At 68.7% G+C, this 20,580-nt stretch carries 19 protein-coding genes; 10 read left to right on the forward strand and 9 right to left on the reverse strand.

The annotated features are described in order from the left end of the window. Nucleotides 1–95: 95 nt before the first annotated feature. From fliE to VPH43_RS10825, 8 genes are all read left to right on the forward strand, one after another. Nucleotides 96–428: a flagellar hook-basal body complex protein FliE gene (fliE, locus tag VPH43_RS10790; protein ID WP_328577692.1), complete on the forward strand. Its 333-nt coding sequence runs from the start codon at nucleotides 96–98 to the stop codon at nucleotides 426–428. Nucleotides 429–493: 65 nt separating this feature from the next. After that, nucleotides 494–1,159 (forward strand): CPBP family intramembrane glutamic endopeptidase, encoded by a 666-nt coding sequence (locus VPH43_RS10795; RefSeq protein ID WP_328577693.1) that lies wholly within the window; start codon nucleotides 494–496, stop codon nucleotides 1,157–1,159. Between the two features lie 178 nt (nucleotides 1,160–1,337). Continuing rightward, nucleotides 1,338–1,952, forward strand: coding sequence for a hypothetical protein (locus VPH43_RS10800; RefSeq protein WP_328577694.1), 615 nt, complete (start codon nucleotides 1,338–1,340; stop codon nucleotides 1,950–1,952). 8 nt (nucleotides 1,953–1,960) lie between these two features. Next, nucleotides 1,961–2,854 (forward strand): hypothetical protein, encoded by an 894-nt coding sequence (locus VPH43_RS10805; protein ID WP_328577695.1) that lies wholly within the window; start codon nucleotides 1,961–1,963, stop codon nucleotides 2,852–2,854. Nucleotides 2,855–3,055: 201 nt separating this feature from the next. Then, on the forward strand, nucleotides 3,056–4,495 hold the full coding sequence (locus VPH43_RS10810) for an NAD-dependent succinate-semialdehyde dehydrogenase (RefSeq protein WP_328577854.1): 1,440 nt from the start codon (nucleotides 3,056–3,058) through the stop codon (nucleotides 4,493–4,495). Nucleotides 4,496–4,595: 100 nt separating this feature from the next. Next, on the forward strand, nucleotides 4,596–5,258 hold the full coding sequence (locus VPH43_RS10815) for a TetR/AcrR family transcriptional regulator (RefSeq protein ID WP_328577696.1): 663 nt from the start codon (nucleotides 4,596–4,598) through the stop codon (nucleotides 5,256–5,258). 1 nt (nucleotide 5,259) lies between these two features. Continuing rightward, nucleotides 5,260–6,516, forward strand: a complete 1,257-nt coding sequence (locus tag VPH43_RS10820; protein WP_328577697.1) for an FAD-dependent oxidoreductase — start codon at nucleotides 5,260–5,262, stop codon at nucleotides 6,514–6,516. A 148-nt stretch (nucleotides 6,517–6,664) separates the two neighbouring features. Beyond that, nucleotides 6,665–7,963 (forward strand): UDP-N-acetylglucosamine 1-carboxyvinyltransferase, encoded by a 1,299-nt coding sequence (locus tag VPH43_RS10825; protein WP_328577698.1) that lies wholly within the window; start codon nucleotides 6,665–6,667, stop codon nucleotides 7,961–7,963. A 15-nt stretch (nucleotides 7,964–7,978) separates the two neighbouring features. Here VPH43_RS10825 and VPH43_RS10830 read toward each other — a convergent pair whose 3' ends face one another. The 3 genes from VPH43_RS10830 to VPH43_RS10840 form a co-directional block, all read right to left on the reverse strand. After that, complete coding sequence (locus VPH43_RS10830) at nucleotides 7,979–8,455, reverse strand: hypothetical protein (protein ID WP_328577699.1); 477 nt, start codon at nucleotides 8,453–8,455, stop codon at nucleotides 7,979–7,981. Nucleotides 8,456–8,470: 15 nt separating this feature from the next. Beyond that, the gene (locus VPH43_RS10835) at nucleotides 8,471–9,892 is read right to left on the reverse strand and encodes a hypothetical protein (RefSeq protein ID WP_328577700.1); all 1,422 of its coding nucleotides are present in this window, start codon (nucleotides 9,890–9,892) and stop codon (nucleotides 8,471–8,473) included. A 180-nt stretch (nucleotides 9,893–10,072) separates the two neighbouring features. Continuing rightward, nucleotides 10,073–11,671, reverse strand: coding sequence for a phospholipase D family protein (locus VPH43_RS10840; RefSeq protein WP_328577701.1), 1,599 nt, complete (start codon nucleotides 11,669–11,671; stop codon nucleotides 10,073–10,075). A gap of 79 nt (nucleotides 11,672–11,750) precedes the next feature. Between VPH43_RS10840 and VPH43_RS10845 the strand changes: the two genes are divergently transcribed. Beyond that, nucleotides 11,751–12,296, forward strand: coding sequence for a peroxiredoxin (locus VPH43_RS10845; RefSeq protein ID WP_328577702.1), 546 nt, complete (start codon nucleotides 11,751–11,753; stop codon nucleotides 12,294–12,296). Nucleotides 12,297–12,379: 83 nt separating this feature from the next. On the opposite strand, the gene VPH43_RS10850 is transcribed toward VPH43_RS10845, so the two are convergent. The 6 genes from VPH43_RS10850 to VPH43_RS10875 form a co-directional block, all read right to left on the reverse strand. Continuing rightward, entirely contained in the window at nucleotides 12,380–13,129 is a 750-nt protein-coding gene (locus VPH43_RS10850; RefSeq protein WP_328577703.1) for a flagellar brake protein, read from the reverse strand. A 19-nt stretch (nucleotides 13,130–13,148) separates the two neighbouring features. After that, on the reverse strand, nucleotides 13,149–13,451 hold the full coding sequence (locus VPH43_RS10855) for a flagellar protein FliT (protein WP_328577704.1): 303 nt from the start codon (nucleotides 13,449–13,451) through the stop codon (nucleotides 13,149–13,151). A gap of 68 nt (nucleotides 13,452–13,519) precedes the next feature. Further along, nucleotides 13,520–13,936 (reverse strand): flagellar export chaperone FliS, encoded by a 417-nt coding sequence (gene fliS / locus VPH43_RS10860; RefSeq protein WP_328577705.1) that lies wholly within the window; start codon nucleotides 13,934–13,936, stop codon nucleotides 13,520–13,522. Nucleotides 13,937–14,097: 161 nt separating this feature from the next. Next, nucleotides 14,098–15,546 carry a flagellar filament capping protein FliD gene (fliD, locus tag VPH43_RS10865; RefSeq protein ID WP_328577706.1) on the reverse strand — a complete coding sequence of 483 codons (1,449 nt, stop codon included), beginning with the start codon at nucleotides 15,544–15,546 and terminating at the stop codon, nucleotides 14,098–14,100. Between the two features lie 210 nt (nucleotides 15,547–15,756). After that, on the reverse strand, nucleotides 15,757–16,608 hold the full coding sequence (locus VPH43_RS10870; protein WP_328577707.1) for a flagellin domain-containing protein: 852 nt from the start codon (nucleotides 16,606–16,608) through the stop codon (nucleotides 15,757–15,759). 342 nt (nucleotides 16,609–16,950) lie between these two features. Beyond that, nucleotides 16,951–17,796: a flagellin domain-containing protein gene (locus tag VPH43_RS10875; protein ID WP_328577708.1), complete on the reverse strand. Its 846-nt coding sequence runs from the start codon at nucleotides 17,794–17,796 to the stop codon at nucleotides 16,951–16,953. A gap of 382 nt (nucleotides 17,797–18,178) precedes the next feature. On the opposite strand from VPH43_RS10875, the gene VPH43_RS10880 reads away from it, so the two are divergent. Continuing rightward, complete coding sequence (locus VPH43_RS10880; protein ID WP_328577709.1) at nucleotides 18,179–20,098, forward strand: O-linked N-acetylglucosamine transferase, SPINDLY family protein; 1,920 nt, start codon at nucleotides 18,179–18,181, stop codon at nucleotides 20,096–20,098. Nucleotides 20,099–20,580 lie beyond the last annotated feature (482 nt).

The raw sequence follows: 20,580 nt of genomic DNA on the forward strand, positions 1-20,580 counted from the left end.
CGCCACCACTTCAGCCCACCGTGCAGCCGCCCGCTGCCTACGATGCGTTCCATGGCCAGATGGCCGCTGAGAGACCTCCCACCCGGGCTCATCCCATGGACCTGAAACTCAAACCCTTCGACTTCGCGAGTGCGGTCGCGCGTGCCGGCCTGGGCACCGACGGCCGCCCGCTGTCGACCCGGGGGGTGGGCAAGACGGCCGAGGCGCCCAGTTTCCAGAATGCGATGACGCAGGCGCTCAAGGGCGTGAGCGAGTCGCAGCATGAAGCCGAGCGCCTGCAGCGCGAGGTGCAGCTGGACAACCCGACCGTCAGCCTGGAAGAGACGATGATCGCCATGCAGAAGGCGCAGATCGGCTTCCAGGCCACCCTGCAGGTGCGCAACCGGCTGGTGCAGGCCTACTCCGACATCATGAACATGCCGGTGTAACGGCAGGCGCGCCCGGCATGCAGGCCGGCGACAATCGCGCGCCATGCCGACTGCCGCTACCGCCCATGCCTGAGCGCGCTTCAACGACCGCCGCCACGCCGGCCGAAGCGGGCGCCGTGGTGGCCATCTGCTTCGGCCTGTTCATCGTCTGGTCGCTGTCCGCGGCCGCCGCGGGGTTCCAGACCGGCACCGGCTTTTCCGATGCGGTGTTCACCGAAACCATCGCGATCGAATGCTTTCTCGGCAGCACGGCCTTGTGGTTCCTGCGCGGGCGCGGCCACTCGGTGCGAACGCTGCTGCCGCTGCCCACCTGGTGGGGCACGCTGCTGGGCGTGGCCCTGTGTTTTGCCTGCCTGGTGGGCTGGGGACTGGTGAGCCCGCTGTTCAGCGTGGCGGAGCAGGCGGCCCAGCCGATCAGCCAGATCATGGCGGTGTCCAGGCCATCGCTCACCATGATCGTGCTGGCGTCCATGGTGAACGGCCTGTACGAAGAAACCTTCCTGGTGGGCTACCTGGTGCGCGGCTTCAGCGGCCTGGGCGCGAGCCTTGCGCTGGGCATCAGCCTGCTGGTGCGCCTGCTGTACCACGTGTACCAGGGGCCCATCGGGGCGCTGTCGGTCGTGGTGTTCGGCCTGGTGGTGAGCCTTTTCTACTGGCGCACCCGGTTGCTCTGGCCGGTGGTGGTGGCGCACGCGCTGCAAGATGTGATCGCGTTCACCTACGCGCAGTGATTTGTTCACGGGTGTGGGCGCCGTTCCCCCGTTGGGGTGGTGGACGGCCCGACAAGGCCACCGCTATGCTCGCGGCCTTCGTAACGAACCGTACCGTCCGATGAAAGCCCGTCTTGCCCTTGCCACGGTTGCCCTTGCCCTTCTGACAGCCGGTTGCGCCACCCCGCCACAGACCCCGGTGGCCCTGCGCACGGACGCGATCGGTGCCAACGGCGGCAGCGTCGGCGTCGCCATGACGCCGGTGCCGAAGGTGGACACCTACCTGCCCGGCGCCGGCTGCCTGCTGTGCCTGGCCGCAGCATCCCTCGCCAACTCTTCGCTGACCGCGCATGCCCGCACGCTGGGCGCGGAAGACCTGCCCAAGCTGAAGACGGAAGTGGCCGAACTGATCCGCAAGAAGGGCGGCAAGGCGATCGTCATCGACGAGGAACTCAAGCTGGATGCGCTGGGAAGCTTTAGCGGCAGCGCGCCCAATGCGGCCAAAAAGGACTTCATGCCGCTTCAGCGCAAGTACGGCGTCGACAAGCTGGTGGTGATCGATCTCAACACCGTGGGTTTCGTTCGCAACTACTCCGCCTATGTGCCCACCAGCGACCCGAAGGGCACCGTGGCCGGAGTCGGCTACATGGTGAACCTGAAGGACAACACCTACGAGTGGTACCTGCCTGTCAACGTCACCAAGAGCGCTGACGGTGCGTGGGACGAGCCGCCGAAGTTCCCCGGCCTGACCAACTCCTACTTCCAGGCGGTGGAAATGGGCCGCGACGCCCTGCTACGGCCCTTCAGCCAGTGAGCCGACCGGTGAAGACGCTGGTGGGCGCGGTGCTCGCCTGGGCGCTTGTCAGCGCGGCCGGGCCGGCGTGTGCCGATGCCCCATCGGCGCTTGCTGTGCGCCTGCCCGCCGATGACCGCGTGGTGTTTCGCGGCATGGTCAGTTTCGACCAGGCCGGGACCGGCGCGGGTGCCATGCTGTACCCGGCACCCAATGTCGCAGGGCTGCTGGTCGCGGTGTTGACGCATGGCGCGGTGATGGAGGCCACCAAGAACCAGGAAAAGGCCCGCCTGCAGGAGGCGGCGGACAAGGTGCTGCAGCCCTACCAGCCGGTGCTGTCGGTGCTGGGCTACCGAGAGCTGCTGCAACGCGCGCTGGCCGAGGCGGCATCTGCTGCCGCCTTCCGGCCCGCAGAGCCCGGCTCGATGCCGGACAGCGACTGGATCGACATGGCGCCGGTGTACGCGATGACCCAGGATCAGCGCGCGATCGTGCTGGACAACGTGGTCGCGTTCTACGCCGCGGGAAACAGCAAGACACCCCGCTACCAGAACACGATTCGCGTGGTGTCGCGGGCGCGCACGGAAGACGACCCCCAAACCCACTGGTCTGCCGTCAACGGCGAACAGATCAGGACGGAAACAGCCTTCCTGCTGCGGGAATCGCTGCGCATCGCAGCGGCAGATGCCCAGCGCAACGCCGCGGTAGCCGAGGCTCCGCAGAAGACCTATCGCTATCCGGAGGGCAGCGCGGAGCGCATCGAACGCGCCGGCCTGGTGGGCGAGAGCTGTGGGCGTCTGGTGCTCAGGACGCTGCGCGGCTGGATGCTTTCCGTGCCGAAACGAGGCGCGGATTCAGCGGCTTGCACACCAGATGCGCCTTCTGTGGCGCAGAGCGCTCCCACGGCACAAGCAGCACAGTAGCCAGCCGCTGCGCGTGACGGTGCGCGGTTCAGTGCCGCGTGGCCGGCCGCGCTGCGCGCCGGGTGCTGCCGGTGCGATGGCAGGTTGGGCCGCCAGGGTGATGCTCGCCTCACACGTGCCGCGCCGCAAAGCCCATGCGCCGGCGCTGCGCGGCGGCAGGCCGGACAATTCCCGGATCCCATGACGCCTCCGGAAACCGCGATGACCTATCCCCGCACCCAGCTTTTCATCAACGGCGAGTGGCAGGACGCCACGGACGGCCGCACCCTGGCGGTGATGAACCCGGCCACCGGCCAGGAGATCGGCCGCGTCGCCCATGCCGGGATTCCCGATCTCGACCGTGCGCTGGCGGCCGCCCAGAAGGGCTTCGAAACCTGGCGCGACATGACGCCGGCCGAGCGCAGCAAGATCATGCGCAAGGCCGCCGGCCTGCTGCGCGAGCGCGCTGCGGACATCGCGCGCCTGATCACGCAGGAGCAGGGCAAGCCGCTGGTCGAGGCCAAGGGCGAGGCCCTGGCAGGCGCCGACATCATCGAATGGTTTGCCGAAGAGGGTTTCCGCGTCTACGGCCGCATCGTGCCCTCGCGCGGCAGCCTCGCCGTGCGCCAGATGGTGCTCAAGGACCCGGTGGGTCCGGTCGCTGCGTTCACGCCCTGGAACTTCCCGATCAACCAGGTGGTCCGCAAGGTCGGTGCCGCCTTGGCTGCCGGCTGCTCCATGCTGGTGAAGGCGCCAGAGGAAACGCCCGCCGGCCCGGCTGCGCTGATCCGCGCCTTTGCCGACGCCGGCCTGCCGCCGGGCGTGCTGGGGCTGGTGTACGGCAACCCGGCCGAGATCTCGAGCTACCTGATCCCGCATCCGGTGATCCGCAAGATCACCTTCACCGGCTCCACCCCGGTGGGCAAGCAGCTGGCCGCGCTGGCTGGCCAGCACATGAAGCGGGTGACCATGGAGCTGGGCGGCCATGCGCCGGTGATCGTGGCCGAGGACGCGGACATCGCGTTGGCGGTCAAGACGGCGGGTGGTGCCAAGTTCCGCAACGCGGGCCAGGTGTGCATCTCGCCCACGCGCTTCCTGGTGCACAAGAGCATCAGCGCCGAATTTGCCAAGGCGTTTGCTGCGCAGGCCCAGGCGCTGAAAGTGGGGGACGGCCTGGCCGACGGCACGCAGATGGGCCCGCTGGCCAACCCGCGCCGGCTCACCGCCATGGCGGAACTGACGCGCGACGCGGTGGAGCGCGGCGCCAGCGTGCTGGCGGGTGGCGCACGCATCGGCGAGGTGGGCAACTTCTGGCAGCCCACCATCCTGGCCGACGTACCGGCCGACGCCAAGGTGTTCAATGACGAGCCCTTCGGCCCGATGGCCGCGATCCGCAGCTTCGAGACGCTGGACGAGGCGATCGCGGAGGCCAACCGCCTGCCCTACGGCCTGGCCGGTTATGCCTTCACCCGCTCGCTGAAGAACGCCGACCTGCTGGCACGGCGCGTCGAGGTCGGCATGCTGTGGATCAACATGCCGGCCATGCCCTCGGCCGAGATGCCCTTCGGCGGCATCAAGGATTCCGGCTACGGCTCCGAGGGCGGGCCGGAGGCGCTGGAGGCCTACCTCAACGTGCGCTCGGTGGCGGTGATGAACGCCTGAGCGACGCGGGCCTCACGGGCCCGCTGAGCCGAATCGCTTGACCCCGCCACCAGGCGGGTTGTTGCTTGCTGCGGACTGACTGGTCAGTCAGAGTGTCGACATGCCACCTGACATCACGTTGACCACCGAAGCCCGTGTGCGCGCCGCCGCGCTCGAAGTGTTCCTGCGCGACGGCTTCGACGGCGCGCGCACCGACGACATCGCCGCCCTGGCCGGCGTGGGCAAGGGCACGCTGTACCGCTACTTCGCCAGCAAGGAGGCGATGCTCCAGGCGATCGTGCAGGCTGCGATTCCACCGGTCGTGATGGGGCTGCAGGCCATGGCCGCCGCACACCGGGGCCCGGTGGAGCCCTTGATCCGCTCGCTGGTGGCCGCGCTTCGTCGCGAGGTGCTGGACACCGAAAAGCAGCACATCCTGCGGCTGGTGATCTGCGAAGGGCGCCGTCACCCGGCGATCGCCACGCACTACTACGACAACGTGGTGCAGCCCGGCATGGCGCTGGTCGCCGGCCTGGCACGGCGCGCCTGCGACAGCGGCGAATGGACCGACACCGCGCTGGCGCGACACCCGCAGCTGTTGGTCGCCCCGGTGATCACCTCGGTGGTGTGGCAGATGCTGTTCGGCCCCATCGCCCCGCTGGATGCCGGCGCGCTCATCGAGGCGCAGCTCGACCTGATGTTCGTCGCCCTGCGCGGCACAGCCGGCGCGCCACCGGTGCGCTTTGCCACGCCCACCCGCAAGAAGTCCGCGAAAGGCCCCTGACATGCGCTGCCTCGACACCCAGTGCTGCATCGCCGGCGGCGGCCCGGCCGGCGTGATGCTCGGCTACCTGCTGGCGCGCGCGGGTGTCCGCGTGGTGGTGCTGGAAAAACATGCGGACTTCCTGCGCGATTTCCGGGGCGACACGGTGCACCCGTCGACCCTCACAGTGATGCACGAGCTCGGGCTGCTCCAGCGCTTCCTGCAGCTGCCGCACCAGAAGCTGGACCGGCTGGAGGGCTGGATCGAGGAGGAGCATGTGCGCATCGCCGACTTCAGCGGCCTGCGTGTGCCGTGCCCCTACATCGCCTTCATGCCGCAGTGGGACTTTCTCGATTTCCTGGCCGGGGAGGCGCGCCGGCTCGACGGCTTCCAGCTCCTGCAGCGCGCCGAGGTGACCGACCTGGTCCGCAGCGGCGGTCGCATCACCGGCGTGGTGGCGCAGACGCCCGATGGCCCGCTCACGGTGCGCGCGCCGCTCACCGTGGGCACCGATGGCCGCCACTCCACCGTGCGCGAGCGCGCCGGTCTGCGCCGCAAGGACATCGGCGCGCCGATCGACGTGTTGTGGTTCCGCGTGGCGCGTGATCCGTCCACCTTCGACCATGCGTTCACCCATGTGCGCGGCGGCCGCATCCTCATCACGCTGGACCGTGGCGACTACTGGCAATGTGCCTACGTGATCGCGAAGGGCAGCTTCGACGCGGTGAAGGCGCAAGGGCTGGAAGCGTTTCGCGAGAGCGCCGCGCGCACCGCGCCGGCGCTGCGCGAGCACCTCGCGCAGCTGCGCAGCTGGGACGAGGTGAAGCTGCTCACAGTCGCGGTCGACCGGCTCCAGACATGGAGCGCGCCGGGCCTGCTGTGCATCGGCGATGCGGCGCACGCCATGTCGCCGGTGGGTGGCGTCGGCATCAATCTCGCCATCCAGGATGCGGTGGCCACGGCCAACCTGCTGGCCGACAAGCTGCGCGAGGGCCGGGTGACGGACGCTGACGTCGCCCGCGTGCAGGCCCGGCGCGAATTCCCTACCGTGGTGACGCAGGGCTTCCAGGTGCGCGCCCAGAACCTGCTGAAGCCGCTGCTGGACGGTGGGCGATCGCCGGCGCGTGCGCCGCTGCCCATGCGGCTGCTGAGCCACTGGCCCTGGCTGCGCCACCAGGCAGCCCGCTTCGTCGGCCTGGGGGTGCGGCCGGAGCACGTGGCCAGCCCCGATCGGCGCGTGCAGCCGGTGGCCAGTGCCGCGGGGGCACCGGGCGGGTAGAGGGCCGTGCGCCGACAATGCGGCTGCGCTGGGCGCAGCCCGGCGGTGCACACTGCATCACCCCCCGCATCCGGGTTGTTCCGCAGCCCCGCGGGAACCTTGTTTGCCCCTTCGCCGGCAACCGCACCACTGACCCCACTCCTCCTCCATGAGCAACCTCATCGTGCACGGCGGCCGCCCCCTGCGGGGCACCGTCGCTCCCTCGGCCAACAAGAACGCGGTACTGCCCGTGCTGTGTGCCACCTTGCTCACCGATGCCCCGGTGACGCTGCACCGGGTGCCCGACATCACCGACGTGCGCAAGCTGCTGGAGTTCTTCCGCGCGCTCGGTTCTTCAGTGGAGATGGATTTCGCCAGCGGGACGCTGAAGCTGCAGCATGGCGCCGGCCTGGACGCCAGCCGCGCGACGCTGCCGGTGGGCATGCGCTCCTCGATCATGCTGGTGCCGCCCCTGTTGCACCGCTTCGGCCGCGTGCGGCTGGAGGACGACGTTACCGGGTGCACCCTCGGCGTGCGGGAGGTCGACCCGCACATCGAGGTGTTCCGCACCTTCGGAACCGACGTGCAGCTGGAGCCGGGTGCGGTGACGCTGCTGGCGCCGCGCGGCTTCAGCGCGGCCGACCATTGGCTCGAATATGCCTCGGTCACCACCACCGAGAACTTCGTGCTGTGCGCCATCGCCGCGCGCGGCCGCTCGCGCCTGACCAATGCGGCCTGCGAGCCGCATGTGCAGGAGTTCTGCACCTTCCTCACGCGGATGGGCGCGCGCATCGCGGGGGCCGGTGGTTCACAACTGCAGGTGGACGGCGTGGAGGCGCTGGGCACGGTGGACTACACCTTCGACGACGACTTCCATGAGGTGGCCACCTTCCTGGCGCTGAGCGCCATCACCGGCGGCGACGTCTCGGTGAGGAACGGCGCGTCGGCCCAGTTCCCGCTGCTGGACCGCACCTTCGCCAAGTTCGGCGTGGACGTGGAGCACCGCGACGGCGTGAGCCGTGCGCACGTGCGCGGGCCGCTGCGGGTGCGGCCGCCGTTCACCGCCAACATCCTGCAGAAGGTGGAGGCCGCGCCCTGGCCCTACGTGCCGGCCGACCTGCTGCCGATCTTCGTGGCGCTGGGCGTGCGCGCCGAAGGCTCGGTGATGTTCTGGAACAAGGTGTACGAAGGTGCGCTCGGCTGGAGCGCGGAGCTGGGCAAGTTCGGCGCCCATGCCGTGCTGTGCGATCCGCACCGGCTGATCGTCTACGGCGGCAAGCCGCTCATACCGGCCAAGGTGGAAAGCCCCTACATCATCCGCGTGGCGATCGCGCTGTTCATGCTGGCCGCCAGCATCGAGGGCCGCTCCACCATCCTCAATGCCTTGCCGATCCGCCGCGCACATCCGCGCTTCGTGGACAACCTGAACGCGCTGGGTGCGTCGGTGGAGTGGGTGGCGGGCGAGTAAGCACGCACGCGGCCGTCAGCCGCCTCGCGTGGTGGCCACCGTGACCACGATGCGCCGGGCGCCGCCCGCGGCCGCGACCGGCTCGTCCAGCCAGGCCAGCGACAGCACCGGCTGGCGCCCCATGCCCTGATGCCGCCAGGCGCGCAACTGGGCGCCGCTGGTGGTTTGGGGCACCGACACCAGCGGCTCCCAGTCGGCGCCCAAGGCCTGCTGCACCTGGGCCTGCAAGGCAGCCAGCGCCGCGTCCGCCGGCAGGGCCCAGCGCCGGATCTCCAGCGGGCCGTGGCCCCGGCCCAGCGCCTGGCCCAGCCCGGCTGCCGCACTCGCGATCACCACGTCCCAGGGACCGCGTTCGTCGAACGGCTGCGCGCCGGGCAGGGTGAAGGCGGCAGCGTCAGCCGTCATCGCGCGCGAGCAGGCGGCCAGCGGCCAGGCGAGGGTGGCCGCCAGCCAGTGGCGCCGGCGCCAGCCGGAGCGGGGAAACAGGGTCATGGGCAGCGGGCATGGTCACTGGTTGGCCAGCACCACGGTGTTGGCGGAGCTCTGATAGTACGGGTCGGCCGGGCTGCGGCTGCGCTGGGTCTGGCCGGGGTCGCGCGGCAGGGTCAGCTCGGTGAGCGCCTGCCGCAGGTCCTTGCGGTCGCTGCTCACGTCGGCCACCACTTGGCGCACCACCTCGCGGGTGATGCCGTTGAACACCTGCGAGGCCACCTTGCCGGCCGTGGGCATCTTGGTGACGGCCGCGGTGCCCGCGCCCACCACGGTGGTGAAGATGTTGGTGAGGATCTCGCCCTTGGTCTTGTCGTCGGCGTTGAGCTTGTTGATGCCCGCCTCGATGGCACCGGCGTAGTAGCCCAGGTTCTCGGCGTTGCGATAGAAGTTGTCGCCGTTGCTCGACTTCTCCGCGGTGTTGATGAACTCGGTGGCCGTCTTGCCGGTGCCCGCGCCCTGCAGCTGGGCGATCTGGCGGCCCAGCACCGGGTTGCTGGCCGAGCCGTCTTCGCTCACGAGCTCGCCCACGTACTTGGCGAGCGCGCGCCCGCCGATGTCGTTGGTGTTGAGCTGGTCCACGATGCCGCGCGTGTCCGAATCCATCAGCTTGGTGAGGCCGTCGGCCACCACCTTGGCCGCGTCCTTGGCGCCGGGGTTGGGCGTGAGCAGCGTGTCGGAGCCGCGGATGTCGTCCAGCGCCTTGGTGGCGGCTTCGAACACCCGCGCCTTCACGGCGGGGTCGTGGCTGCCGGCCGCGGCTTCCAGCATGGAGTGCAGGCCGGCCGGGTCGTAGGTGGTCTGCGGCGCCGACACGCCCCCCATGCCGGAGTAGGTGGTGATCTTCTCGCCTTCGCCGGCCTTCACCACAGCGGCCAGCTGGTCGGGCGTGAGTGCCTTCACCGCAGCGTCGAAGCCGGCCGGGTCGTTCTTCATGCTGGACAGCACGCTGCCGATCGCCTGCGCCTCCTTGTCGCCGGTGCGCAGGCTGTTGTAACCGAAGCCCGAATCGATGTCGGTGCTGCGGTCGGTGGCGCGGCCGGCGATGGACTTCACGAAGTCCACCTTGGTCTGCGAGGGTGCGAAGCCGGCCACCGCATCGCCCAGCGCCAGCACGTCCGAGCGGTCGCTGAAGGCCGAGGCCACGCGCCCCAGCTGGGTGCCGTCCAGCTCGCGGGCCAGCTCATTGAACAGGTCGCGCTTCTCCCCTCCGGACAATCCTTGTGTGCCCAGGATGCCGCCGCTGTTGACGTCGCCGGCCAGCTCCCGCAGGTCGTCGTCACTCAGCTTGGCGGCGATGGCGTTGCTGTCGGCGGCCGACGCCTGCTTGAAGATCTCGGCCACCTGTTTGACGTGGTCGTTGCGGTTGTGGCCGAGGAAGCCGTCGTCGTTGACAAGGCTGTGGATCTTCTCGGCGGATTGGTCGACGGTCAGGCTCATGTGTGGAACTCCCTGCAGTGCGCATCAATGAGCACAAGATAGCGAGCGCCGCCGTGCCTGCCAGCTGGGTTGGTTCCCAGGCGGCTGGCGGTTTATGCGGCGGGTGGCGCGGTCGGCCCGCCGGGAGCCGCGCCGACCCTGGGATGGCTCCCAGGTCGGCCGGCGCCTGTCACGGGGGTGTCACAGCAGTTCTTCCGGCGCCAGCGGCGACAGCAGCTGCAGCAGCAGCCGCGTCCACACGCTGGTGTCGGGCTCCTCCCGCAGCACCAGCTCGCCTTCGTCGTCGGTGGTGCTCAGCCATTCGAGCCCGTCGCTGCCGTCGGCGCGCAGGCGCACGCGGTAGGAGGCCTGCAGCTTGTCCAGGTCCATCAGGCGCAGCACCTCGCGCGCCAGCTGCGGGCTTTGCACCAGCACCGCCATCTCGGTGTTGTGCTTGTCCGAACGCGGGTCGAAGTTCATCGAGCCGATGAACACGGTGCTGCGGTCGATCACGGCGGTCTTGGCGTGCAGCCGGCCGTGCGAGCTGCCGAACATGCCCAGGCGCAGGTTGCGCTTCACGCGCGTGGGGCTCAGCTCGTAGAGTTCCACGCCCAGGCGCAGCATCTGGGGGCGGTAGCGCTTGTAGCCGGTGTGCACCACCGGCTCGTCGGTGGCGGCCAGCGAATTGGTCAGCACCCGCAAGCTCACGCCGCGCTCGCGCACCTCGCGCATCAGCGCCATGCCGCTCGCCCCCGGCACTAGGTAAGGGGAGGTCATGACGATCTCCTTCTGCGCGCGGCGCATCTGGTCCAGCACGTTGTAGCGGGCGCCGTCCACGTCCTGCAGCGGCGCCAGGCCGTAGCTGGCGGCCATGCCCCGGATCTTGTCGGGCGAGTCGGCGTAGGCGTTGGCGGGGGCCCAGATCAGGCCCAGGCGGCCGTCGTCCAGCTCGCCGGAGATCGGCCCGTAACCGAGCACGTCGTTGTCGGGCGGTGCCTCCGGCGGCGGCGTGTGTTCCGGCCCGGTGAAGGCCTCGAACTCGGCGCGCTGCAGCTCGGCGGGCAGGGTGGGCGGCACGATGGCGTGCAAGGGGAACACCACGTCGCTGTTCCAGTAGCCGTCGAACAGCGCGGCCAGGCGCGGCACCAGGGCCCCGGTGATGAAGGCGTCCAGGTCGACGAAGTTGGCGCTGAGGTTGCGCATGAAGTACTCGTCGGCGACGTTGCGCCCGCCGGCCACCGCCATCGCACCGTCGGCGATGAACAGCTTGTTGTGCATGCGGTGGTTCACGCGCCGGAAGTCGGCCAGCGAGGCGATGAAGCGCGTCACCAGCCCGTCGCGCCCGGCCGGGAACGGGTTGAACAGCCGCACCTCCACATTCGGGTGGGCGGCCAGGCCCAGCAGCAGCGGGTCGCTGCCCGCGGTGTACAGGTCGTCCACCAGCAGCCGCACCCGCACGCCGCGCAACGCGGCGTCGCGCAGGCTGCGCAGGAAGTAGCGCCCGGTTTGATCGTTGGCGATGTGGTAGTACTGCACGTCGAGCGTGGCCTGGGCCCGCTGCGCCAGCGCGATGCGGGTGTTCAGCGCAAACGCGCCGATGGGCAGCAGGCGAAAGCCGGTGAGCTCGGGCGCGGGCGAGCTGTCCGCCGCGATGCGGCCCAGCACGGTGGCGCCGGAGGCGGGCAGGGCGTGGCTGGGCGTGCGCTGCGCCTGCGGCGGCAGGCTCGCGCAGGCGCCCAGGCAGCCCAGCAGGGCGGCCAGGAGCAAGCGGGTGGCGAAGCGGACGACTGCGTGCGTCATGGGGCCATTGGGGAAAGTTGAATCCGGCTCACGCCTGCCGGCGTAACAATAGGCGGCGATCGACGCGAGAGGATACGCAATGAACCGACGTCTGCTACTCCAGGGCCTGGCCGGCGCGGGCGCGCTCACGCTGCTGCCTGCACGCGCGGCGCTCGACGTGGGCGACAAGGCGCCCGATTTCTCGGCGCAGGGCTCGCTCGCCGGCAAGGTGTTCCGCTTCCAGCTGTCGGAGGCGCTGAAGGCCGGCCCGGTGGTGCTGTACTTCTACCCCGCCGCCTTCTCCACCGGTTGCACGGTGGAGGCACACCAGTTTGCCGAAGCCACCGAGCAGTTCAAGGCGCTGGGCGCCACGGTGGTGGGGGTGTCGCACGACGACATCGACACGCTCAACCGCTTCTCGGTCACCGAATGCCGGGGCAAGTTCGCGGTGCTGGCCGATGCCGACCAGAGCATCATGAAGTCCTACGACGCGGTGCTGACGCTGAAGCCCGAGTACGCCAACCGGGTGTCCTACGTGATTTCGCCCAACAGCACGGTGGTGTACCAGTACACCAGCCTCAACCCGTTCAAGCACGTGGCCAACACGATGAACGCGTTGAAGAGCTGGAAGGTCGCGCAGAAATAGGGCCCCCGGCCGCGGGGTACCGCGTCCGCCGCCCCGAGGGGGCCGCGGCCCGCCTAGAGGCGGCTCGGCGCCGGGCCGCGCGCTCAGCCGTCGAGCGACAGCAGCCGGCGGCGCTTCTGCGTGTGGTCGATGTAGCGCTGCAGGGTGCGCTGCGCTTCGCCGTCCAGGCGCGACATTTCGCAGCCCAGGCGCACGCCGCCGGTCTGCGGGTTCAGCGAGGTCACGTGGCACAGCTGCAGCGTGGCTTCGAAGCGGGTGTGGGGGTCCAGTTCCACCCGCACGCCGTGCACCGTGACACCCGGGGAGAGCGGCGGCACATCGTCGGGCAGGAACAGCGCGCAGCCGCCGCTGCTGACGTCCAGCACCCGCAGCGCGAGCGCCATGTCGGGGATGGACGGGTGGCGCAGGTGCACGGTGGGCGAGCTGCGCGGCAGGGTGCGCACGCGGAAGCTGTTGCGGCGCTGGAAACGGAACACCTCGTCGGGCAGCTGGGCCTGCAGCGCGCAATGCCCGCCGCCACGCACCTCCACCAGGCCCGCGGCCTCGAACTGCAGCTTCACGCTGTCCAGGTAGGCCACCACCGTCACTTCGCCGGCTTCCACCAGCGCATGCAGCTGCGGTGCGGACTCGTTGGCGCTGAAGCTGACGCGCCGCTGCACCGGATCCAGCGTCAACACGGCGGTGGTGTAGCTGGTGCCGTCCGGGGTGGACAGGTGCACCGGCGTTGCGCTGTCCAGCAATGACTTCAGCAGGCGCACCACTTCGGCAGGGGCATCCACGCGGAAGTCCGCGCCTGAATCGTCGGCCGGTGCCGGCTGGCTGTTTCGGAACATCGTGGCCTCGTCCCTGCGCTCAGTGCAGTGTCTTGGGCTTGCCCGCCATCATGTGGTCCAGGTCTTCCAGCCAGGGCTCGGCCAGGTGGCGGATCTCGGCGTCGTTGACCAGGATGCGCTGCATGATGCGCGACTTCAGCTGCGCCTCCTCGGGCCCCAGGTCCTTGCCGCGCGCGGCATGCTTGAGCTGGGAGATCAGCAGCACGCAGGCGCCTTCGAGCTTGACCACCTGGTCCCAGTTGCCTGCACGAGCGGCATCGAGCATCTCGGCGCTGGCCTGCTCGATGGCTTCGTAGTAGCTCAGGAGGTTGGTGGCGTTCATGTCGGGCCTGCTGCGGTGCGCGGTATCTTGCAAGGGGAGTGCTCCGGTGGCGTCGTCGTGATCGTTCATCAGCGGGCGCCCTGCTCGGCGTGCGGTGCAATGTCGGCCCAGGCCTGGCGCAGCGGCTGGATCAGCTGCTTGCATTCGTCCAGCGCCTGCAGGTCGTTGCGCAGGTTGGCCTGCGTCAGGCGCAGGCTCACGTAGGCGTACAGGTCGTTGAGGTCGGCTGCCAGGCGGCCGCCTTCCTTCAGGTCCAGCGCGGACTTCAGTCCCTCGTCCAGGATGCGCACGGCGCGGCTGATGGCATTGGCCTTGGCCTCGATGTTGCGGCTGGCGATGGCGCCCTGGGCCTGGGCCAGCGCTTCCATCAGGCCGTCGAACAGCATGGCGACCAGGCGGTGCGGCGAGGCACCATGCACGTCGATCTCGACGCCGGTCTTGCGGTAGACACTGCCCAGGTCCCTGGGAGAAGCGAATCGGCTCATGGTGGCAAACATGTCGGAGCAACTTTCTTCGATGCGATTGAAGAAGTTTTCGGCGTTCACCTGGAGAACTTGAGTCACCCACTAGGGGGAAACAGGGGGTGTTCTCACCCTGAAAGCACAACGGCCGGCAAAGGCCGGCCGTTGGCAGGGTCAGGAGGTGCTCACTTGCTCTTGCTGAGCATGGCCATCTGCTGCGCCACGTAGCTGGACAGGCTGTTCAGGCTGGCCATCTGGGTGTCCAGCGCCTGGTACTGCGCGCGGATGCGCTTTTCATACGAGCTCACCCGGTCCTCCAGCTGCTGCTGGCGGTCGCCGTTCTGCTTGATGCGGGTGTTCAGGCCATCGGTGCGGGTGTCCAGGCTGCCATCGTCGGCCAGCAGGCCGTCGCCGTACATGCGGAACTGCTGCGCCAGGCCGTTGGTGGCGCCGGCGGTGCCCGCGGCATTGATGGTGCTGAAGGCCTTCTTCAGCTCCGGCAGGTTGGCCAGCGCGGAGCTGATCTTGCTGCTGCTGACCTTGAGCGTGCCGTCCTTCTGGGGCTCCAGCCCGATGTCGGTGAGCCGGGTGAAGACGCTGGAGGCGCTGGTGCTGCCACCTGCCAGCGCGCGCAGCTGGGACATCATGTCGATCGCGGTGCGGTCGCCCTGCAGCGGGCCGCCGGTCTTGTCGTCGGGGTTGTACTTGGTCTGGTCGCGCAAGTACTTCATCGCGTCGTTGTAGGCGGTGGCGAAGTCGGTGATCGCCTTGCTCATCGCGTCCTTGTCGCTGGCTACGTTCACCTGCACCGGCGAAGCGGCGGCCACCGGCTTGTTGAGCGTGAGCGTCAGGCCGTCCAGCACATTGCTGAGCGTGTTGCTCGCCGATTCCACCGACAGCCCGTTGATCGTGGCCACCGCGTTCTTGGCCTCCTGGTAGCGCGACATCACGCCGGCGCTGGCCGCGGGGTCGTAGGCCAGCCGCGACAGGCCGCTGGCGTCGTTGTCCACGCCGTCGCCGCCGTCGTTCACCACGATCTGGAAGGCGTTCTCGATGCCGGTGTCCTTGGAGCGGATGGACAGCCGGGCGCCGCTGGCGTCGTTGACGATGGAGGCCACCACGCCCGCATCGGCGCCGTTGATCTTGTCGCGCACCTGCGCCAGGGTGTCGCCGTCCTCGATGGTGATCGCCACCGCCGAGCTGCCGGTCTTGGGCGTGAAGGCCGACTGGTCGGCGTTCCAGCTGCCGATGGAGATGGTCATCACGCCGGTGCCCACGGTGGCGCTGCTGGAAGCGAACGCTGCACTGCCCACCGACTGGGCCGCGGCCAAGTGGTCCACCGCGATGTTGTAGCTGCCCGTCGTGGCGCCGTCGCCCGCGCTGACGCTCACCGCGCTGGGGTCCACCGAGGTGGCGCTCACGGCCTTCCAGGTGCTCAGGTCGGTGAGCCGGCGCGCCGCATCGCGCAGCGCCGACATGTAGCTTTGCACCTTGCCGAAGCTGGACAGCTTGGTGTCCAGCGTGGTCTTTTCGGTCTTCAGCTGGTCGATCGGCTGGCGCTGCAGGGCGACGAGCTGCGTGACGATGCTTTCGGCATCGAGGTTGCTGCCCACACCGAGGGAAGAAATGGACATCGCGAGCCTCCGCGCTGCAGTCTGAAATCAAAAATCGCCCGGCGCGGTGTTCCGAAGAACACCACGGCGGACGACGGTATTTCGGCGATTTGCCCGGGGACTTGAGCCAGCGGTGCCGGCGGTGAAGCGGGCCCGGCGCCGAGCCGCCTCAAGGCGGGCCCGCGCCCCCTCGGGGGGCAAGGAGCGGTACCCCGCGACGGGGGTTGTCATTCAGCCGCCTTGCAGCAGGCGCAGCACTTGTTGGGGCAGCTGGTTGGCCTGCGCCACCATCGCCGTGCCCGCCTGCTGCAGGATCTGCGCGCGCGACAGGTTGGCAGTTTCGGCCGCGAAGTCCGCGTCCATGATGCGGCTGCGGGCGGCGGCCTGGTTCTCCACGCCGACCTGCAGGTTGGAGATGATCGCGTCGAAGCGCGACTGCACCGAACCAAAGGTCGCGCGCTGGTTGTTCACCGTGTCCAGCGCGGTGTCGATGTTGTCGATGATCGAGCCGATCGCCGAGGCGTTGGCCGTGCTGTCGATCACCACCGTGCTGGCCGCGATGGCGGAGATGTCGGCGTTGCTGTTGAGGTTGCTGGTGGTCACCGCGATGGAGTCTTCCGTCGTGGTGTTCGCGCCGATCTGGAAGGTCATGGCGGTGGCATCCACGCCGATGATCTTCTTGCTGTTGAAGGAGGTACCGCCGATCACGCGGGTGATTTCCTGCTGCAGCTGGGCGAATTCCTTGTTCAGCGAATCCTTGTCGCTGGTGCTGTTGCTGGCGTTGCGCGCCTGCAGGGCCAGCTCGCGCATGCGCTGCAGCGCGTCGCCGATCTTCGACAGCGCGCCTTCGGCCACCTGGGCCAGCGAGATGCCGTCGTTGGCGTTGCGGATCGCGACGTTCATGCCGCGCATCTGCGCGTTCATGCGTTCGGCGATCGCCAGGCCCGCGGCGTCGTCCTTGGCGCTGTTCACGCGCAGGCCCGACGACAGGCGCTGCATGGACGTGGCCAGCGAGGTCTGCGACGAGTTCAGGTTGCGCTGTGCGTTCAGCGACGTGATGTTGGTATTGATGGTTTGCGGCATTTCAAGCACTCCAGTAGAAGCCAATGACTCCCGGCGGATCGAGCCTGGCCGTGGCAGCTCGGGTCGCTGGCGCGCCACGAGCGGTCAAGGTCAGGTTCGTTTCACCGGCGGCCTCCAGTGACGGGATGCGTCAAAGGGCTGGCTGCGCGTCAGTGCTCCGGACCACGGATTCGAGCTTGCGCTCTATCCGTGGACCGAATTGTTGAAGAGGCCTTTGGCGTTCAAAAGCTTGAAATGCGGCGAGAAACCGGGCCAGAAAAAAGCCGACGACCGCGGTGGCGGTGCGTCGGCGGTGGTGGCTTCGGGGCAGGCCAGCGGCCTGCCTCGGCTCACGCGTCGCTGTTATCGCAGCAGCTGCAGCACTTGCTGCGGCAGCTGGTTGGCCTGGGCCACCATCGCGGTGCCGGCCTGCTGCAGGATCTGGGCACGCGAGAGGTTCGCGGTTTCCGTCGCGAAGTCCGCATCCATGATCCGGCCGCGGGCGGCCGACTGGTTCTCCACGCCTTGCTGCAGGCTGCCGATGATCGCGTCGAAGCGCGACTGCGTGGCACCGAAGGTGGCGCGCTGGTTGTTCACCGTGTCCAGCGCGGTGTCGATGTTGTCGATGATCGAGGCGATGGCAGACGAATCGGCCGTGCTGTCGATCACCACGCTGGTGCCGGCGATGGCGGAGATGTCGGCGTTGCTGTTCAGGTTCTCCGTGGTCACCGTCACGGTGTCGTCGGTCGTCGTGTTGGCACCGATCTGGAACACCATGCCGGTGGCATCGGCACCGATCACATGCTTGCCGTTGAAGGAGGTGCCGCCAATGACGCGGGTGATTTCCTTCTGCAGCTCGGAGAACTCCTTGTTCAGGGAGTCCTTGTCGCTGTCGCTGTTGGTCGAGTTGCGGGCCTGCACGGCCAGCTCACGCATGCGCTGCAGCGCGTCGGTCACCTTCGACAGCGCGCCTTCGGCGGTCTGCGCCATCGAGATGCCGTCGTTGGCATTGCGCACGGCGACGTTCATGCCGCGCACTTGCGTGTTCATGCGCTCGGCGATCGCCAGGCCGGCGGCATCGTCCTTGGCACTGTTGACACGCAGGCCGGAAGACAGGCGCTGCATGGACATGGAGAGCGAGTTTTGCGACGCGCTCAGGTTACGTTGCGCATTCAGCGAGACAACGTTCGTATTGATGGTGGCACCCATGATGAACTCCTAATGTTTCAGAAATCCCGGCACCCACGCCGGCGTTAACTCGGGCTTCGGCGGCGGTAAACCGCCTGGGCCGTTGCCATGCCATCCCCAACGACGGGTCTGGCGCCGCCCGACGCTAGCCGGGTCTTCCGCCGCAGTGCCACTGCAGCTTGGGACCCCGTCTAACCGGACCACGTTGCCTGTTTGTCAAGCCCCGTTGGAGGCGTTATCGAGCGGGCTGGACACGAACTTGAGGTTTTTTTGTGTTTCGCCTCATCACGGGCTTGAGCCCGCGGAAAGCCCGATAAAGCAGCCCAAACCAGCCCATATCGGCCGGTTCGCGCGGGGCTTGAATTCCTAGACTCGGGGCGCCCCTTTTCCACCTGCGCCCACCATGCAACGCTCGCCCCAGACCGCCGACCGCGCCCGCCGCCAGTGGCAGCTCGGCCAGACCCACGCCAAGGCCGGCCAGTGGAGCGCCGCCAGCAAGGCCTTTGCCAGCGCCGCCAAGCTGGCGCCGCACGACGCGGTCTATGCGCTGAACCTGGCCCGCGCCTGCATGAAGCAGGGGCGCATGGCAGAGGCCACGCGCGAGGCCGAACGTGCATTCCGTCTCGATCCGCGCAGCACCCTGGCCTGTGCGCTGTGGGCGCACTGCCTGTCCGAACAGAAGCGCCATGCCGAGGTGGTGATGGCGCTGAAGCTGCTGCCGGCCGACGTGCCGCGCGACTACGACTACTACGACACCCTGGCGCGCGGCCTGCAGTACAGCGGCCAGACGCAGGAGGCCATCGCCACCTACTTCGAGGCACTGGCCATCCGCATGGACCTGCCCACGGTGCACTATCAGCTGGGCGTGTGCTTCAACGACATCGGCATGAAGGAAGAGGCGGCCGAGTGCTTCCACACGGCGTTGGCGCTGGGCATCGGCAAGCATGAACTGGGTGTGCGCGGCCTGCTGAGCTACTTCGAACGCGAGGTGTGCCGCTGGCGCCAGGCCCAGGTGGACCTGGACGCGCTGCTCACCGCGCTGCACGCCCTGCCACCCGATGCGGCAGCGCCCACCACGCCGTTCGCCCACGTCACCCTGTTCGATTCCCCGGAAGACCAGCTGCTGGCCGCGCGCTCGGCGTCGCGCCTGCTGGCCCAGGGTGTGCAGCCGCTGCCGCCGCTCAAGCCGCGCACCGCTGCCGAGCAGCAGCGCCGCCTGCGCATCGGCTATGTGTCGGCGGACTTCCACCAGCACGCCACCTGCATCCTGATGGCCGAGATGCTGGAGCACCATGACCGCGAGCGTTTCGAGGTCACGCTGTACTCGCATGGCAAGAGCGACAACACGGCGATGCGCCAGCGCATCGAGCGCGCCGCCGAGCACTTCGTGGACGTGTACCGCCAGCCCGATGCCGACATCGTGCAGCGCATTCGTGCGGACGGCATCGACCTCTTGATCGATCTGAAGGGCTACACCAAGGACAACCGGCTGGGCCTGTTCGCCTGGCGGCCCGCGCGCGTGCAGGCCAGCTTCCTCGGCTTCCCCGGCACCACAGGTGCCGACTTCATCGACTACATCGTCGGCGACCCGGTGGTCACGCCGATCCAGCATGCGGCCCACTTCGACGAGAAGATCGCCCAGCTGCCGGTGTGCTATCAGCCCAACGACCGCCAGCGTGCGCGGCCGGAGGTGCCCAGCCGTGCCGAATGCGGGCTGCCCGAGGGTGCGCTGGTGCTGTGCGGCTTCAACCAGCCGTTCAAGATCTCCGCCGAAGTGTTCGACAGCTGGTGCCGCCTGCTGCACCGCCTGCCCGATGCGGTGCTGTGGCTGCTGGAGTGGAACACCCAGGTGCGCAAGAACATCGAGTGCGAGGCGCAGAACCGCGGCATAGCTCCGTCGCGCATCGTGTGGGCGCCTCGGCGGGCGCCGGCGCTGCACATGGCGCGGTTGCAGCAGGCCGATGTGTTCATCGACACCTGGCCTTGCAATGCGCACACGACGGCGAGCGATGCCTTGTGGGCGGGGGTGCCGGTGGTGACGTACATCGGGCGCACGTTTGCGTCGCGGGTGGCGGCCAGCCTCAACGGTGCCGTCGGCCTCCAGTCGCTGGTGTGCACGACGGTGCAGGAGTACGAGGACCGGATCGTGGCGCTGGCTTGTGATGCCGCTGCGCGGGCCGGGTTGCGGGCGCAGCTGGCGCAGGCGAGGGAGGGGTCGGTGCTGTTCGACAGCGTGCGGTTCACGCGGGATATCGAGGCGCTGTATCTGCGCATGATGGCTCGGCACGATGCCGGGATGGCGCCGGATCATTTGCTCGCCTGAGCGTTGGGTTGGTGCTTGCGCCTGCGGCGCTGGCTGGGCTTCTGGCCTGGGGAGGCAGCCCGCCGGTCGCGCCCGGCCGGCGGTCACTTCTCTTGCTGGCTCAAGAGAAGTAACCAAGAGAAGAGCCTTGGAAAACCGAACATCCGATTTCGCTCCCTCACGCCGGTAGGGGGTCCGGTTTTCTGGAGGCTCGCTCGGTCGGCAGAGACCAGAGGCCACTTGTGGCAAGTGCCTTGGCTTGTGTGCACCGCGCGCTGGACCGCTTTCCAGCCTCCGTGTGCGGGCGCTTCGCTGCGCTCGCTCGGACATGGCATGCGGAGGCTGGCTGGTGGTCGAGTGACAGGTCGGGTCGATGTGCCTGGCAGGTGCAAGTGGCCTCGGGTCTGCGGCAATGTCAGCGTGCTCCCCGAAAACCGGGCCCCGATTCGGTGTCAGCGAACCTGATCGGATGTTGGTATTCGAAGGCACCTTCTTTGGTTACT

The sequence above is a fragment of the Ideonella sp. BN130291 genome (genome assembly GCF_036231905.1).
In the GTDB taxonomy this organism is placed as follows: domain Bacteria; phylum Pseudomonadota; class Gammaproteobacteria; order Burkholderiales; family Burkholderiaceae_C; genus CAMLIZ01.

What these genes read in the sequence shown, in the direction of transcription:
- fliE (WP_328577692.1), top strand. Translation starts at nt 96, where the DNA reads ATGGACCTGAAACTCAAACCCTTCGACTTCGCGAGTGCGGTCGCGCGT.
- VPH43_RS10795 (WP_328577693.1), top strand. Translation starts at nt 494, where the DNA reads ATGCCTGAGCGCGCTTCAACGACCGCCGCCACGCCGGCCGAAGCGGGC.
- VPH43_RS10810 (WP_328577854.1), top strand. Translation starts at nt 3,056, where the DNA reads ATGACCTATCCCCGCACCCAGCTTTTCATCAACGGCGAGTGGCAGGAC.
- VPH43_RS10815 (WP_328577696.1), top strand. Translation starts at nt 4,596, where the DNA reads ATGCCACCTGACATCACGTTGACCACCGAAGCCCGTGTGCGCGCCGCC.
- VPH43_RS10820 (WP_328577697.1), top strand. Translation starts at nt 5,260, where the DNA reads ATGCGCTGCCTCGACACCCAGTGCTGCATCGCCGGCGGCGGCCCGGCC.
- VPH43_RS10825 (WP_328577698.1), top strand. Translation starts at nt 6,665, where the DNA reads ATGAGCAACCTCATCGTGCACGGCGGCCGCCCCCTGCGGGGCACCGTC.
- VPH43_RS10830 (WP_328577699.1), bottom strand. Translation starts at nt 8,455, where the DNA reads ATGACCCTGTTTCCCCGCTCCGGCTGGCGCCGGCGCCACTGGCTGGCG.
- VPH43_RS10835 (WP_328577700.1), bottom strand. Translation starts at nt 9,892, where the DNA reads ATGAGCCTGACCGTCGACCAATCCGCCGAGAAGATCCACAGCCTTGTC.
- VPH43_RS10840 (WP_328577701.1), bottom strand. Translation starts at nt 11,671, where the DNA reads ATGACGCACGCAGTCGTCCGCTTCGCCACCCGCTTGCTCCTGGCCGCC.
- VPH43_RS10845 (WP_328577702.1), top strand. Translation starts at nt 11,751, where the DNA reads ATGAACCGACGTCTGCTACTCCAGGGCCTGGCCGGCGCGGGCGCGCTC.
- VPH43_RS10850 (WP_328577703.1), bottom strand. Translation starts at nt 13,129, where the DNA reads ATGTTCCGAAACAGCCAGCCGGCACCGGCCGACGATTCAGGCGCGGAC.
- VPH43_RS10855 (WP_328577704.1), bottom strand. Translation starts at nt 13,451, where the DNA reads ATGAACGCCACCAACCTCCTGAGCTACTACGAAGCCATCGAGCAGGCC.
- fliS (WP_328577705.1), bottom strand. Translation starts at nt 13,936, where the DNA reads ATGAGCCGATTCGCTTCTCCCAGGGACCTGGGCAGTGTCTACCGCAAG.
- fliD (WP_328577706.1), bottom strand. Translation starts at nt 15,546, where the DNA reads ATGTCCATTTCTTCCCTCGGTGTGGGCAGCAACCTCGATGCCGAAAGC.
- VPH43_RS10870 (WP_328577707.1), bottom strand. Translation starts at nt 16,608, where the DNA reads ATGCCGCAAACCATCAATACCAACATCACGTCGCTGAACGCACAGCGC.
- VPH43_RS10875 (WP_328577708.1), bottom strand. Translation starts at nt 17,796, where the DNA reads ATGGGTGCCACCATCAATACGAACGTTGTCTCGCTGAATGCGCAACGT.
- VPH43_RS10880 (WP_328577709.1), top strand. Translation starts at nt 18,179, where the DNA reads ATGCAACGCTCGCCCCAGACCGCCGACCGCGCCCGCCGCCAGTGGCAG.